At 62.2% G+C, this 13,530-nt stretch carries 15 protein-coding genes; 10 read left to right on the forward strand and 5 right to left on the reverse strand.

Annotated elements, in window-relative coordinates; genetic code table 11:
- Positions 1-17 precede the first annotated feature (17 nt).
- Positions 18-1,034, reverse strand: a complete 1,017-nt coding sequence (locus DPA01S_RS14480; RefSeq protein WP_061917380.1) for a magnesium and cobalt transport protein CorA — start codon at positions 1,032-1,034, stop codon at positions 18-20.
- Positions 1,035-1,546: 512 nt separating this feature from the next.
- On the opposite strand from DPA01S_RS14480, the gene DPA01S_RS14485 reads away from it, so the two are divergent.
- The 6 genes from DPA01S_RS14485 (at position 1,547) to DPA01S_RS14505 (ending at position 6,371) form a co-directional block, all read left to right on the forward strand.
- The gene (locus tag DPA01S_RS14485) at positions 1,547-2,584 is read left to right on the forward strand and encodes a TerC family protein (RefSeq protein WP_061917383.1); all 1,038 of its coding nucleotides are present in this window, start codon (positions 1,547-1,549) and stop codon (positions 2,582-2,584) included.
- Positions 2,584-3,153: an AAA family ATPase gene (locus DPA01S_RS17615; protein ID WP_083961825.1), complete on the forward strand. Its 570-nt coding sequence runs from the start codon at positions 2,584-2,586 to the stop codon at positions 3,151-3,153. The genes DPA01S_RS14485 and DPA01S_RS17615 overlap by 1 nt, the downstream gene beginning before the upstream one ends.
- A gap of 225 nt (positions 3,154-3,378) precedes the next feature.
- Complete coding sequence (locus DPA01S_RS14490) at positions 3,379-3,984, forward strand: recombinase family protein (protein ID WP_061917385.1); 606 nt, start codon at positions 3,379-3,381, stop codon at positions 3,982-3,984.
- A complete protein-coding gene (locus tag DPA01S_RS14495) occupies positions 3,981-4,322 on the forward strand; it encodes a hypothetical protein (protein ID WP_061917388.1) in 342 nt (113 codons plus the stop codon). The genes DPA01S_RS14490 and DPA01S_RS14495 overlap by 4 nt, the downstream gene beginning before the upstream one ends.
- Positions 4,323-4,494: 172 nt before the next feature.
- Positions 4,495-5,451 carry a type IV toxin-antitoxin system AbiEi family antitoxin domain-containing protein gene (locus DPA01S_RS14500; protein ID WP_083961824.1) on the forward strand — a complete coding sequence of 319 codons (957 nt, stop codon included), beginning with the start codon at positions 4,495-4,497 and terminating at the stop codon, positions 5,449-5,451.
- On the forward strand, positions 5,448-6,371 hold the full coding sequence (locus tag DPA01S_RS14505) for a nucleotidyl transferase AbiEii/AbiGii toxin family protein (protein ID WP_061917393.1): 924 nt from the start codon (positions 5,448-5,450) through the stop codon (positions 6,369-6,371). Before DPA01S_RS14500 ends, DPA01S_RS14505 begins: the two co-directional genes overlap by 4 nt.
- Before the next feature lie 324 nt (positions 6,372-6,695).
- Here DPA01S_RS14505 and DPA01S_RS14510 read toward each other — a convergent pair whose 3' ends face one another.
- Together DPA01S_RS14510 and DPA01S_RS16500 are read right to left on the reverse strand one after the other, a co-directional pair.
- The gene (locus DPA01S_RS14510; RefSeq protein WP_061917396.1) at positions 6,696-7,154 is read right to left on the reverse strand and encodes a hypothetical protein; all 459 of its coding nucleotides are present in this window, start codon (positions 7,152-7,154) and stop codon (positions 6,696-6,698) included.
- Positions 7,155-7,487: 333 nt separating this feature from the next.
- Positions 7,488-8,267, reverse strand: coding sequence for a recombinase family protein (locus DPA01S_RS16500; protein WP_083961823.1), 780 nt, complete (start codon positions 8,265-8,267; stop codon positions 7,488-7,490).
- Between the two features lie 298 nt (positions 8,268-8,565).
- Here DPA01S_RS16500 and DPA01S_RS14520 point away from each other — a divergent pair, with 298 nt between their 5' ends.
- Entirely contained in the window at positions 8,566-9,009 is a 444-nt protein-coding gene (locus tag DPA01S_RS14520; protein WP_063935700.1) for a hypothetical protein, read from the forward strand.
- Here DPA01S_RS14520 and DPA01S_RS16505 read toward each other — a convergent pair.
- Both DPA01S_RS16505 and DPA01S_RS14525 read right to left on the reverse strand, forming a co-directional pair.
- The gene (locus DPA01S_RS16505; RefSeq protein WP_083961822.1) at positions 8,952-9,452 is read right to left on the reverse strand and encodes an HIT family protein; all 501 of its coding nucleotides are present in this window, start codon (positions 9,450-9,452) and stop codon (positions 8,952-8,954) included. The two genes, DPA01S_RS14520 and DPA01S_RS16505, sit on opposite strands and share 58 nt — an antisense overlap.
- Positions 9,430-9,873, reverse strand: coding sequence for a TIR domain-containing protein (locus DPA01S_RS14525; RefSeq protein WP_061917401.1), 444 nt, complete (start codon positions 9,871-9,873; stop codon positions 9,430-9,432). The genes DPA01S_RS16505 and DPA01S_RS14525 overlap by 23 nt, the downstream gene beginning before the upstream one ends.
- A gap of 344 nt (positions 9,874-10,217) precedes the next feature.
- Here DPA01S_RS14525 and DPA01S_RS14530 point away from each other — a divergent pair, with 344 nt between their 5' ends.
- The 3 genes from DPA01S_RS14530 to DPA01S_RS14540 all read left to right on the forward strand — a co-directional run.
- Entirely contained in the window at positions 10,218-10,652 is a 435-nt protein-coding gene (locus DPA01S_RS14530; RefSeq protein ID WP_061917404.1) for a helix-turn-helix domain-containing protein, read from the forward strand.
- 63 nt (positions 10,653-10,715) lie between these two features.
- Positions 10,716-11,330 carry a PIN domain-containing protein gene (locus tag DPA01S_RS14535; protein WP_061917410.1) on the forward strand — a complete coding sequence of 205 codons (615 nt, stop codon included), beginning with the start codon at positions 10,716-10,718 and terminating at the stop codon, positions 11,328-11,330.
- Between the two features lie 87 nt (positions 11,331-11,417).
- The coding region (locus tag DPA01S_RS14540; protein WP_198150815.1) for a restriction endonuclease at positions 11,418-13,530 on the forward strand (2,113 nt) is incomplete at its 3' end.

The raw sequence follows: 13,530 nt of genomic DNA on the forward strand, positions 1-13,530 counted from the left end.
CCCATGAATCACCCGGGCTAGAGCCATCTGTTCTTTTTGAACACGAAGAACAACCCCAAACCCATCATCACCATCAGTAGTAATGCGAAGGGGTAGCCCAGCTCCCAGCCCAGTTCGGGCATCTTCTGGAAATTCATTCCGTATACGGTGCCCACCAGGGTCGGCGCGAACAGGATCGCCGCCCACGACGAGATCCGTTTGACCTCTTCGCTCTGCGCGAGGCTGGATTCCGTCAGTCGCCTCATTTCGTCATTCTGCCGCTGGCCGACCAGGGTCGCCTGCACTGTCAGAGCATTGTTCAGCAGAGCCCGGAAACCACTGATGCGGTCGCTGATGCGGATCGCATGGTCGTCCACATCGCGAAGTCGCCTCTGCAGCTCCTCATCCATGGAGTACTTCTGCGCCCCCAGCTGTAGCGCTTCGAGCATCCCGACCAGCGGTTGGACCGCACGTTGGAATTCGATCACTTCCCGGGAAAGCGCATAGATTCGACGCGACACATCCGCGTGGCCTGAGAAGATCTCATCTTCGATTTCGTCAATGTCGTTCTCAAGACCTGCCACCACCGGGAAATACTGGTCCACGACCTCGTCGAGAATTCCGTACAGCACCGCCTGAGGTCCAAGCCCCAAAAGCTCGGGATCGCCTTCCATCCGTCGTCGCACCCGGCGCAGATCCGGGGATTCGGCCTGCCGGATAGTCACCACGAAGTCCGGGCCAACGAAGATGTGCACCTCACCGAATTCGACCGTCTCGTCCGCGTCGACGTATCGAGCCGGGCGCAACACCACGAACAGGATGTCTCCGTAGCGCTCGAGCTTGGCTCGTTGGTGACCGCGCAGCGCATCCTCGACCGCCAGCTCGTGCAAACCGAACTCCTCGGACACGGCTGTGATCTCCTCAGGATCGGCCCTGTACATACCAATCCAGGCCATCCCGGCACGTTGCCGCATCAACTCGAAGGTCTCATCGAGGCTCGATGGGTCCGCGGTACGACGCCCATCCTTGTATACCGCGTTGTCTACCGTCGTCATCCGTGCCCACTCTTTCGTCCCGGCGTCGACACACCCCCGTGGCGGCCCTGACACCGCGACGACCGTACCTCTACCGCCGCGCACGACTCGCCGAACACCACGAGACCTATGCAGGCTGGAAAGGCCAGTATCCAGACGTTATGACCAGTCAACGGTGCCGAGTTTTAAGTCCTGCGAGATGGCGTACCCCTGTTGGCACATTCAGTCGGCGGCACCCGTCCTGGACCTGCTCGAGACACACCATGATCGTCTGATGCCCAGCTGCGCGAGCTTCGACCGTGAGTTCATCGGTACCGTCGTCGCACCCAGCACGGGAAACGAGACTCGACCACGTCTGTCTCCCGACGATTTTCCTAGCGACACATTGCCCCGCCTGTGGTTAACTAACTCGCACCAGAAGGGGAGTATCCCTCGCACGCTTCGTCGTCACTACGGTCCACGGGCCCGGCGCAGCGGGCCCGACAGGGCCGGGAGAGACCTTCGATCACTGTCGATCGAAAGGTCTCAAGTCCATGAACACCCCTCTCTGGGTCTGGCTGGCGGTCCTCGCGTTCATCGTCGTCATGCTGGCTATCGACCTCATCGCCCACCGCAAGGCCCACATCATCGGCGTCAAGGAGGCCGCCGCCTGGTCGGCGGTCTGGATTGCGTTCGGCGTCGGCTTCGGCGTGATCGTCTGGTCCGTCTGGGGTGCCGAGTTCGGCCAGCAGTACTTCGCCGGCTACCTCATTGAAAAATCCCTGGCGGTGGACAACGTCTTCGTCTGGGCCATCATCTTCGCCCACTTCGCGGTGCCGCCGCAGTTCCAGCACCGCGTGCTGTTCCTCGGGGTGCTCGGCGCCCTGGTCTTCCGTGGCATCTTCATCGCCGGCGGCGCGGTGCTCATCCAGAACTTCTCCTGGATCCTCTACATCTTTGCCGCGTTCCTGCTGTACACCGGCTTCCGGATGATCCGCCAGCGCGACGCTCACCTCAACCCCGACCAGTCCCGCGTCCTTCGTGCGTTCCGCCGCCTGGTCCCCATGACCGACACCTTCCACGAACAACGCCTACTGGTCCGCAAGGGCGGGCTGATCATGGCCACTCCCCTGCTCGCGGTGCTGGTGTTGGTTGAGACCACCGACGTCGTCTTTGCCGTCGACTCCATCCCCGCCATCTTCGCCGTCACCGACGAGGTGTTCCTGGTCTTCACCGCCAACGCCTTCGCCATCCTCGGCCTGCGCGCGATGTACTTCCTCCTGGCCGATCTGGTCCACCGCTTCGTCTACCTCAAGATCGGCCTAGCGCTGATCCTGATCTGGGTGGGCGTCAAGATGCTCCTCAAGATCGACGTGTACTACATTCCCACCCCCATCTCGCTCGCAGTCATCGCCAGCGTCCTCGCGGTGTCGGTCGCCTTGAGCCTGCGCGCCACCCGCGGCCAGGAAGCCAAGGCCCTTCCCACCCCGGCCGAGCCCCCGTTCCGCGTGGCCACCGCCGAAGAGGACGCCGCCCTCGAACCCCTCTGGCGAGCCCGAAACAAAGACTCAGCCCACGAGTTCGGAAAATAATGACCGGCCAAGTTGCATACCCGCTCGTCCTGCTGGCAGGCGTTCCCGGAGCAGGCAAGACCGAAGCGCTTAAAACGATCCGGCGGCAGGCTCCATCGATTCGCATCTCGGATCCGGAGACGGCTCGTTCCACCCTGCACCACTGGGCGCCGTGGCTGCCCTACTCGCTATGCCTGCCTTTCGTCCACACCAGCGCCCACCTCGGAGTGCTTCTTAAGATCCTTCACCGAGGTGGCGGTCCGCTGATCGTCCACGACCCAGGAACCCGCCGTTGGAGTCGTCGTCTCATACTGCGCCTAGCACTGCACAGACACTGCCAAGTCAGTGCCGTCTATATCGACATCGATCGCGCCACCGCCCTCAAAGGTCAGGTACAGCGAGGGCGGATCGTGAGACCCAGTGCCTTCGAGCGACACTGGCGACACTGGCTTGACCTACGGTCGCGCATCTCCGCGGGCGCAGAGCTGACCCCTGGTGAGCGATGGCCGCGGATAGTGCTCACGAGCCGCGATTCGATCGTCGATGACCTGTTCGATCTGCTCAACCTCCACGAGAGGCAAGTCCCGTAACACCGGTGCCACGCACTCCCAAGACCGAGGTCCAGCCGTACACCCACAGCTGACTGGCATGGCGGTGCGTCTCCAAAAGCTACAGTTTTACGAGACTCCAGTTGCTGGACCGATCGCACGTTCGCTTCATGGGCCGATAGCGAGGTTTGACGCCTCATAAAGTCGTCTCACTGCAAAATGTCGCAGGATGATGGCCGATTGGGGTTTGTGAGACATAATCGGGCCATGAGGCTGTTGGGCTACACCCGAGTGAGTACTGCGAGTCAAGACGCCCAGTTGCAGTTGGATGCGCTCATGGATGTCGGAGTGCAGAAGCGAGATGTGTTCTCCGATGTCACCTCGGGCAGCCGGACCGCGATCGAACGCCCGGGCATGAAGCGACTGCTGGAGTACGTCGAGTCCGGCGACACCGTCGTGGTGTGGCGCATCGACCGGCTCGGCCGGTCCCTGATTGACGTGCTCAACACTGTGAACCTGCTTCGCGACCAAGGCGTGAAGATCCGGTCCCTCTCTGACGGTATTGACCCGGAGACCACCACTGGCCGGTTGATGCTGGGCATGCTCGCCACTCTGGCCGAGTACGAGCGTGAGCTCATCACAGAACGAGTCAACGCCGGCATCACTGCCGCGAAACAGAACGGTACCCGTTTCGGCCGTCCACCTGTTGACCCCGCGGTGATCGCGGAGAAGCTCGACATCGTTCGGGACGCCCGCGCTAAGGGCCGCACCGCCGAGGAAGCCGCTCGACTAGTCGGGTGGTCCCGCGCCACGCTTTACCGCCACCAGCAAGCCGAGCGTGAACGCAGTCCTGAAAGCCTGGCCCCGGCATGACAGCGGGACGCCAGGACATCGTTGCGTCGCTGATCGAGGAGTTCCGCATCACGAGGGACTGGGTCACCTTGGCCGCTGCCGTCGAGTTCTTCGACATCTCATCGTTCGTTGCTGCAAGGGCCGATCTGAGGCCCATCCTCGAATGCGTCAACCGCGATCCGACGATGCACCTGATCAGCGCCCACCTCCGCTATCGACGAGCGCCGAAGCCCATCCCCGTAGAGGCACTACTCGACGAGATCTTTGCCAAGCCCGCGGCCTCCGACCGCGCTGCAGCGATGATGGAGTACCTCGTCGACATCGACGAAGAGCTCACCCCTGACCCTCATGACGGCTAAACCACTCTCCCTGGGACCACGTCGGCCATGTCGTGGCAGGCCGCCGCACCATCGATCCGCGCCTCTACTCGAAACGTCTGGATCATCGCTGCGACACCCACCCTCCAGTGTGCATGGCACAATAATTACATGACGCGTTACGAAACTAGGCCCCAAGTGGTAGTTTTGTGCCATGTCTTCGAATGACCGCGTCCGAGCCCTTGTGGAGCTTGCTGCGGAGCAGGACGGGCTAGTGACGAGCAGGCAGGCTCGGTCGCAAATCGGTATCACTCCACAAGATCTCAAGCGACTAGCTGATTCCGGAGTGCTGGAAAGACTTCACCACGGGATCTACCGCCTCACTCGCCTTCCTGATGACGAGCATCTCAATGAGCGGCTCGCATGGATGGCGCTCGACCAGAACACGGTGACCTGGGAGCGGCTCGATCAAGCTGTGCCCACGGGAGTGCTGTCCCATCGCACAGCAGCGCGGCTTCTCCACCTGGGCGATCTGAATGCGGACGAAGTGGAGCTTTCCACCACCCGCAGAATCAGACTGTCGATCCCCGGCGTGGTCACCCACCGGGCTGCGCTGGATCGCGACGACTGGCAGGTAGTCGACAGGCTCCCGGTAACAACAGCGTCCCGCACGATCCGCGACCTGGCAGCCGCGGCACTGGACGCCGGACACCTCGCCTCGATCGTCCGTGACGCTCTCACCCGCGACCTGAGCACCGTCGATGACGTAACTGAAGCGCTCTCCCCCTTCGCTTTCAACTACGGCCATCGAGCACTCGACGGCCAAGGCTTTCTCGACGCACTGATTGCCGAGGCAGGAGTTCCTGCCACCACGCTGGCGATGGCAGACATCGTGCGACGACAGTCAGCTGGCCCAATCAGCCAGTGGGCCAGCATGGCTCAGGGTCTGAATCCGCCCATATCCGAGGCGCTCGCACGCCAGATAACACAGCTCAGCTCAGCCTCGACACGGGCGATGCTTGACGAGATAACTCGTTTCCCTATGCCCCCTATGCCGGACTTCAAGTTCACCGCTGCCGACAACGCCAACCTCTCGGAGGCATTCAAGGCTATGGATGCCTCAGCCGGGGCCAGACGCGCACTCGAGCGCTTCTGGGAAGGTAGCCAGTGAGCCCGACCTCGCGTACGCCAGCAGCCGTCCGGGCATCGGTGACCGATCGATTGAAAACCCAGGCTCGCCAACACGGACAGAACGACCAGATAGCTCGTCGTCGCTTCGTAATGTCGCGTTTTCTGGCCAGGATCTTCGACGCTGATCCCCACGGATGGGTTCTCAAGGGCGGCGTCGGCATGATGGTGCGGCTACCTCACGCCCGCTACAGCCACGACATCGACCTCCTGGTCGCCGACGACTCAGTCGATCCCATCGACGACCTCCGTCGTGTCGCCCGCGACCACCACCTAGATCACTTTCGCTTCGAACTTAGCCGTCCACGACCAATCAGTGGCGACAAAGGCACGACAGTGACCGTGTCCGCCTACCTGGGCGGACGGCAATTCGACACATTCTCGATCGACCTAGTCACCAGCCGACGTCCGCTTGTCGGGGATATCGAACGCCACCCACTGCCCCGGCTCATCGACACCGACGACTTCCCACCTGAGGGCCCCGTCCAGCTCTATCCTCTCGCCGATCAGATCGCCGACAAACTGTGCGCTCTCTACGAGACGTTCGGACCGACTCGGCTACCGTCCGGACGCTTCCGTGACCTTGTAGATCTACTTCTCATCAGTGAATATCTTCCGATTGATCTCGCACCTACAGTTGACGCCGTAGAGCGGGAGCGAGATCTTCGAGGCATCTCCGACATGCCAGACACTCTCGTCTCACCTGGACCTGCCTGGACGACACAGTGGACGGCAACCGCGAAAAGTAGCCCCCTCACCCCAGAGCACTACGACCTCGATACCGCGCTCGGCGACGCCGGCCGCTGCTACAACAGAATCCTTCAATCACTCCCCTCCGCTGACACATCGGCCATCTGGGAGCATCACACCTTCCAATGGCGAGACAACTTCAGCCAGCAGTGAACCGCCCGTCCTCCTCGAGGCTGCGGTCCCGTCTTTCCGACGATCTCGACTTGAATGAGACGCTCCTTCGAGGCTTCGTCTCAGCTGCCCGAACGTTAGAGCGCCAGGGTCGACAGCATGTTGGCCACGTAGGCCACCAAGATTCCTGCGAACAGCAGGGGTCAAGCCCCTGGTAGTGGTGTAACTCGTTCTTGATCCTTCGTTGGTGGTTCCCACAGAGCGGATTTACCAATCCGGGGCCCTGGTCGCGCTGGTGCATAGGGACGTTGCACGGTCCCGTCGCGCAGAGTTCAGCCCAGCACGACACCCATCTCTCATGCCCTGCTACTGCTGTTTCAGCGCCGCCACCAGTTGTGAGGCAAACCCGCCATCGACGGTGATCTCCTTAACACCCGAGTACTTGTCGTCGTAGATCGGTACGTACACGGGTTCACCACCCCATCCAGCCTCAGCCTCCGCGCGTTCGACCGCCTGCTTCAGACCCCGAAGGGCATGAGCACGCCTATCCGGGTCGCTTGTGACTATCGCGCGCGCGTCGTCGCGCCCGACTGGCCTCCCGCTCTCGGCGGCCCGCCTGAGAAGGCGCCCCCACTCAAGATCACGCTGGTGACCGTCCAGTTCGACCTCCTCGAGGATCCGCAGAGCGGCCTCCTGGTCGACAGTCAGGCCCGAGTAGTCGTACTCCTCTTCAGGGGCCCTGTCGCCAATCTCGAGGTAACTGCTGTACAGCTCGGCCACCTCATCCGCAGACCAACCACCGATGTCCAGACTTAGCGTCGTCATTTCTCCCTCTCCCCTGTTCCATAAAGGAACATCTTTTGCTCCCGGACCGGACAGCGTCAACAGTACCACGGTAATGCAGATATAACTCGACGGAACACAAGTTTTAATCGACTTTGGGTTACCGGTGCCTCCGTCTGCGTCGCCACCACCTAGCCCAGCCCAACATCGCGGCCCCCTTTCGCAGTGACCTCACGTGTTCCATACCGGCGGGGTCGCCGATCGTGGAGCGTTTGCCGGGCGTCACCGCTCTCGGCTGACGATCCATGACGGCACGGAGCTATCGGCTTTCGCGCATCAGCAGCACAGTCAGCGAACGAATTTGGGCGGCGTTGTCTACTTCTGTCGCTGGAGTGCGCGGTACAGCGTGGACCGGCCGACCCCGAGATCACGGGCGATCGCCGACGGCCCCTCCCCCGCCTCGATGCGGGCACGGGCCTTGTCGACCTGCTCGTCAGTCAGGACACGTTTGCGCCCCTTGTACTTGCCCTTCGCCTTGGCGATGGCGATGCCCTCAGCCTGGCGCTCACGGATGATGGCCCGCTCGAACTCAGCGAACGCCCCCAGCAGCGAGAGCATCAAATCCGCTCGAGGATCCTGGACGCCGGCGGCGTAGGTGGCCCGCTCGTGGACGAACTCCACACTGGCGCCCTTGGCGGTGATCTCGCCAACGATCTGCTTGAGATCAACCAACGAACGAGCGAGGCGGTCCATCGAGGCGACAACCAGCTCGTCACAATCTCGCAGGTATCCGATGCACTCTTCGAGCTTCACGCGATCGGCACGCGACCGGGCGGACTGTTTCTCGATATAGACCCGGTCGCACTCCCCCACCGCCTCGAGCTGGCGCGCCTCGTTCTGATCGGCCGCCGACACCCGCACGTACGCCACCCGCTGCCCACGAGGACGCGAGTTCCGGCGAGCCGGCTTCAGATTCGTCTTCTGTTTCGGGTTCTCCTCGATGATGTTCTCCGAGTCCGTCGACTCCACCCGAAAGTTCCAGCCCAACTCGTCCCGGCGGCGGAACCGGGTCTGCACGCTTCCGCGGCTGACGATGAGCACCTCCTCGCCACCATCGCCCGCCCGGTTCAAGAGCGTCCCGATCCGATCAGCCATCGACAGAGCCTTTCGAGCGGAAATCTGTATCAATAGATCTTAGACCCGATGGGAAGACGTTTCATAAATGCCGAAACATACCCTGTGACACAGCGGCGGAGGTTGGCGGCATGTTGTCCCGCACGGGTGTACCCCATAAAGACATCTCACAAGGACCGGCATGGGATGGCGTTAAAGCTTGCGGGGTAAGAGCTCCCTCCCATTCCGAGCGTTTAGATGGACTAAGCGTGATCAGTGAAGACAGGCGCGGTGTGCCATGCCGGAGCGGGGGGCGTGCCGCCGTGCGAGTATCGGGCTCGTGGACCTGACAGACCAGAAGAGCAGCCCGTCTTCTCCAGAACCGCTGACCGAGGATCAGCGCAAGCATCTGGACTTCATACAGGCAGTCGTTGCTCGGTTGTCCTCATCGTCAGCGACAATCAAGGGTTGGACGCTCACTGTGGCCACCTTCGTCTTCGGCTTCGCAGCCACCCAAGGCTTCCCAGTACTGGCCGGCTTGGGCTTGGTGATCGTCACCGTTTTCGGCTTGCTCGACTCGTACTACCTCCGTGAGGAAAGGTTGTTCCGGTACCTCTACGACGACGCACGCCGCGGCGAAATCGAGGTCTACTCGATGAACAAGAACCTCTACGCGGCCAGGTGCACGAAACGGAGTGTGATCTGGTCGTGGTCCGTATGCGGCTTCTACGGGCCGCTTCTGCTACTCGGCTTGGGGATGTTGGTGTGGGCCACCGTGGCGTGACCAGAGGTTCTAAACTCGCGCCTCAGTGCCTCCCAGGCTTCGTCCTGAGCAAACTCTGAGTACCGTGTCTCCGGGGGCCAGATTCGTCCTACCGCGTCATCCTCCCACCTGGGCACGACGTGCACGTGAAGGTGCATCACGGTCTGCGTGGCGACGGCTCCGTTGCTCTGGATTACGTTGAGCCCGTCCGGCCTTACTGCCCGTTTGATCGCCCCGGCCAGCGTTACGGTCCATCTCCCAAGTTCGCTCGCTACGTCTTCGTCCACGTCCCAGATGTCGCGGATATGAGCACGTGGGACCAGCAACGTATGGCCCAATGTCGCGGGCTCAGTTGGGAAGAAGGCGACTACCGAGTCCGTCCGGAACACCTCTCGCGCGTCCCCCCTTCGAGCGACGATCTCGCAGAACGGGCACTCGGGTTCAGTGGGCGGCGTCGTAGGCATCGTCAACCCAGGAGCCCAGATTGTTGTAGCCGTCGTCGTTGACCCAATCGTAGGTGCGGTAGCCGCTGGGGAGAGGGTTGGTGCCCTTGAAGTCGGTATCCCCGGCGAAGTCCTTGATGTTGTGGATGTAGATGCCGAGCAGCCCGTTGCCTCGCTCGATGCTGCGGTCGATCTCGTAGTTCACCCAGCGGCGGGATGCGGTCTGAGCGCCGATCAGGATGGCTGTCACCGTGGTTCCTTTGAGAGCATCGTCGATTAGGCGTTTTACCGCCTCGTCGCTGGTCCCCTTGGCTGACTCCCAGAGCGACGCCTCGATCCACTCCGGCGTGATCGAGGGCTTCAACTTCGAACTGTTCCGAACCACCGAGGCGCGTTGAACGTCGCGCTGGTAGTGGAAACTGAAGAAGGTCCTGTGGGCCACAGTGGGTCCTCTCCTATCGGCGACCGCGCGAGCCGCAGGCCGTGTGTAGACCGTACCGAAGGGCTGTGACATGGGTGCTTTAGGCTCGCGTCGGGCCAGGTTACTTGCGCGTCCGCCAGCTTTGAGGCCAGGTAGTCCCTGGCGTCCGTGAAACTGATTAACCGGGCGAACTCGCCCTTGGGAGTGGGCCACAGTGGGCGAAGGTGCACCCCAAAGGGGCGTCTTGGTTTGCAGCCCTGTTTGCAACTTTCATGCAATGTGGGCACTATTGCACTTATAAGTGCAACTGCGTACCGTGGAGCGCACATCCGGTACACGACCCAGAGTCGCCGAGGAGGGACGCGATGACGATCACGATTGCAGCCACCAACGAGGTCTTGCTCTCTGCGGACGAGCAGTCTGTCGCTCGCGACTTTGTGCAATCCCTCGGTGGGCAGCCCCTCCAGATTGGAACCGGTCAGGACGCCGAACTTCCTGTCGAGGTGGCGAGAGTTTTCGAGTTGGTGCTCGACGCGATGGCAAAGGGCCGCCCGGTCTCGATCGCGGCCATGCCCGAGAACCTCACCACCACCGCAGCCGCCGGACTGCTGGGCCTATCGCGACCGACGTTGATGAAACTTGTCCGCGAAGGACGCATCCCCGCCCACAAAGTGGGCTCGCACCATCGACTGCGTAGCGCTGACGTTCTGGCCCTAAAGGATGAGCTACGCCTGGAACGCCAGCAGGCCGTCTTCGACGTCATGGACCTGGAAGACGAGCTCGCCAGCAACAACCCTTGACCCCTGCCCAGCGGCACCCTGCGGGCACCCTCGGTGTCGCTGGGCACTTATAGGGTGGCGTTCATGGCGATTGTGCGACCACACTCGGTTCTTCCCGACGCGAACATCTGGTGCTCCGCCACACTTCACTCCTGGTTCGGCCTCATCGCTACCGAGACCATCGGCTCATGGACCTTTCATTGGACCGAGGACATCCTCGCCGAAGCGATGTACCACCGCCGAAAACGATTCCCCCGAGCCTCGTCTCAGCAGATCGAAGCGCTCCGGGATCGATTGATGGCTTCCATGGGCGAGAACCGCATCAGCAGTTTTCCTATCGACGAGTCGGTCACCTACCCGGACGAGTGCGACGCGCACGTCCACAGTGCCGCCATCCATGAAGGCATCGCCATCATCGTTTCGAACGACCGCACAGGCTTCACCGGCTTGTACCCCGACCCTGATGATTGCCCCTACGAGGTTCACACCGCTGACGAGTTCCTCACCCTCGTCGCCGACAGTGCCCCCCAGGTGGTGGACGCCGTCATCACCGCCCAGCTCATCCACTGGACAGGCAAAGGCCGCAGCTTCTCCCTGCCCGACAAGCTCAGGCAGGCCCAGGCGCCCCACTTCGCCGAGTACGTCAGAGCCCGACTACAAACGATCCCCCTGCCTAGCTCGGCCCCGAAGCAGAGTTGAGCTGCTGAGATGGCTGAACATAGATCCAGTCGTTCAAGAGCCCCATCCGACGGATACCAGTGAACATCGTCTTGTAAGACTGTCCACATGGCTTCTGTGCATGAGGTGATCGAGGCGTTCCGTCAGGCTCCGACAAACGTGGAGCGGGGAACGAAGTTCGAGCAGCTCATGGTGCGCTACTTCGAACTCGACCCGATGTTGTCGCAGCAGTACGACAAGGTGTGGCGGTGGATCGACTGGCCCGGCCGGGACGGCAAGCCCGACACCGGGATCGACCTGGTAGCCCGCGAACGGGACACCGGTGAGTACACCGCAATCCAGTGCAAGTTCTACGAGCCCAATCACTACCTACAGAAGGGCGATCTGGACTCGTTTTTCACCGCTTCGGGCAAGTCCCCGTTCACCAACCGGGTCATCATCTCCACGACCAACAAGTGGGGCAAGCACGCCGAGGACGCCCTCGATGGTCAGACCATCCCGGTCCAGCGGATCTCGCTCGAGGACCTCGCCGAGTCGGCGATCGATTGGGACATCGCCTGGCCCCAGGGCGAACTCCAAGTCGACCTGTCCCCGTCCACGCCATACACCCTGCGCCCCCACCAGCAGGAAGCCCTGGATGCGGTGTTCCGCGGGTTTGCCGAGGGCAACGACCGGGGCAAGCTCATCATGGCCTGCGGCACCGGTAAGACCTTCACGTCGCTGAAGATCGCCGAGCAGACCGCCCTCGACAACGGCGGGCGCGCCCGAATCCTGTTCGCGGTCCCCTCAATCGCCCTGTTGTCGCAGACTCTGCGGGAGTGGACTGCCCGTGCCGAGCTAGATATTCGGGCGTTCGCAGTCTGCTCGGACACCAAGGTCTCTCGTGCAGCGGAGGACTACGACACCTCCGATGTCGCCATTCCAGTCACCACGAACCCAGAGCAGCTCGCGGAGAAGATGAGTCACCGCAAGCGGGCAGCGGGGATGACGGTGGTGTTCACCACCTACCAATCACTGCCCGCAGTCTCCAAGGCCCAGAGCCTTGGTGTGGACACGTTCGATCTGGTGATCTGCGACGAAGCCCACCGCACGACCGGCATCACCCTCGCAGGCGAGGATGCGTCGAACTTCGTCGCAGTGCACGACCCGGACTTCCTCAAGGCCAGCCGGCGGCTGTACATGACCGCCACCCCGCGCCTGTTCAACGACGAGACCAAGGACAAGGCCGAGGAACACTCCGCCGAGATCGCCTCCATGGATGACCTAGAGACGTACGGTCCCGAGTTCCACCGGCTCTCGTTCGGCGAGGCCGTCGACCGCGGACTTCTCACCGACTACAAGGTCCTGGTCCTGACGGTGGACGAATCGGTCATGGCCAGCCGGCTTCAATCAGATCTGGCCGATGCCGGTGAGCTCAAGCTCGATGACGCATCCAAACTGGTGGGCTGCTGGAACGGACTGGCCAAACGAGCCGGCACCTCCCCGACAGGCGAGGGCTTCGCCCCCGGTGAGCCGCCGATGCGCCGAGCCGTTGCCTTTGCCCGCGACATCAAGTCCTCCAAGCAGGTCGCCGAGATGCTTCCCCGGGTCGTGGAGTCCTACCAAGACCTGCTGCGCGACATCGAGGACGACGGCGTGGACGTCTCGGACACCAACCGGTCCCTGAACTGCTCGGTGCACCACGTCGACGGCACCTTCAACGCCCTCAAGCGCAACGAGGAGTTGACCTGGCTCAAGGCCGAACCAGATGACAATGAGTGCCGCATCCTGACCAACGCCCGCTGCCTGTCCGAAGGCGTGGACGTCCCAGCATTGGATGCAGTGCTGTTCCTGCATCCCCGCAACTCCGTGGTCGACGTGGTCCAGTCCGTCGGTCGCGTGATGCGCAAATCACCAGGCAAGGACTACGGCTACATCATCCTGCCCGTCGCCGTGCCCGAGGGCGTCAAGCCGTCGGAAGCGTTGAACGACAACCGGCGATTCAAGACCGTGTGGCAGGTTCTCAACGCCCTGCGGGCGCATGACGATCGGTTCAACGCGATGGTCAACTCCATCGCCCTGAACTCCAAGACCCGGGACAAGACCGGCCAAGGCGTCGACCAGCTCCTCGGCGGCCACGTCGGACCCGCCGAGGATTCCACCAACAGTGGTGGCACCGGGTCCGATGCAGGCTCTGACGGATCAGGCGATGCCGAACAGACCAAGCAGATGGCCCTGTTCT

Origin of the sequence: Dietzia papillomatosis NBRC 105045, assembly GCF_001570845.1 — a bacterium.
In the GTDB taxonomy this organism is placed as follows: Bacteria; Actinomycetota; Actinomycetes; order Mycobacteriales; family Mycobacteriaceae; genus Dietzia; species Dietzia cinnamea.

Coding starts and splice junctions, on each gene's coding strand:
- DPA01S_RS14480 (WP_061917380.1), bottom strand. CDS start 1,034: ATGACGACGGTAGACAACGCGGTATACAAGGATGGGCGTCGTACCGCG.
- DPA01S_RS14485 (WP_061917383.1), top strand. CDS start 1,547: ATGAACACCCCTCTCTGGGTCTGGCTGGCGGTCCTCGCGTTCATCGTC.
- DPA01S_RS17615 (WP_083961825.1), top strand. CDS start 2,584: ATGACCGGCCAAGTTGCATACCCGCTCGTCCTGCTGGCAGGCGTTCCC.
- DPA01S_RS14490 (WP_061917385.1), top strand. CDS start 3,379: ATGAGGCTGTTGGGCTACACCCGAGTGAGTACTGCGAGTCAAGACGCC.
- DPA01S_RS14495 (WP_061917388.1), top strand. CDS start 3,981: ATGACAGCGGGACGCCAGGACATCGTTGCGTCGCTGATCGAGGAGTTC.
- DPA01S_RS14500 (WP_083961824.1), top strand. CDS start 4,495: ATGTCTTCGAATGACCGCGTCCGAGCCCTTGTGGAGCTTGCTGCGGAG.
- DPA01S_RS14510 (WP_061917396.1), bottom strand. CDS start 7,154: ATGACGACGCTAAGTCTGGACATCGGTGGTTGGTCTGCGGATGAGGTG.
- DPA01S_RS16500 (WP_083961823.1), bottom strand. CDS start 8,267: ATGGCTGATCGGATCGGGACGCTCTTGAACCGGGCGGGCGATGGTGGC.
- DPA01S_RS16505 (WP_083961822.1), bottom strand. CDS start 9,452: ATGCCTACGACGCCGCCCACTGAACCCGAGTGCCCGTTCTGCGAGATC.
- DPA01S_RS14530 (WP_061917404.1), top strand. CDS start 10,218: ATGACGATCACGATTGCAGCCACCAACGAGGTCTTGCTCTCTGCGGAC.
- DPA01S_RS14535 (WP_061917410.1), top strand. CDS start 10,716: ATGGCGATTGTGCGACCACACTCGGTTCTTCCCGACGCGAACATCTGG.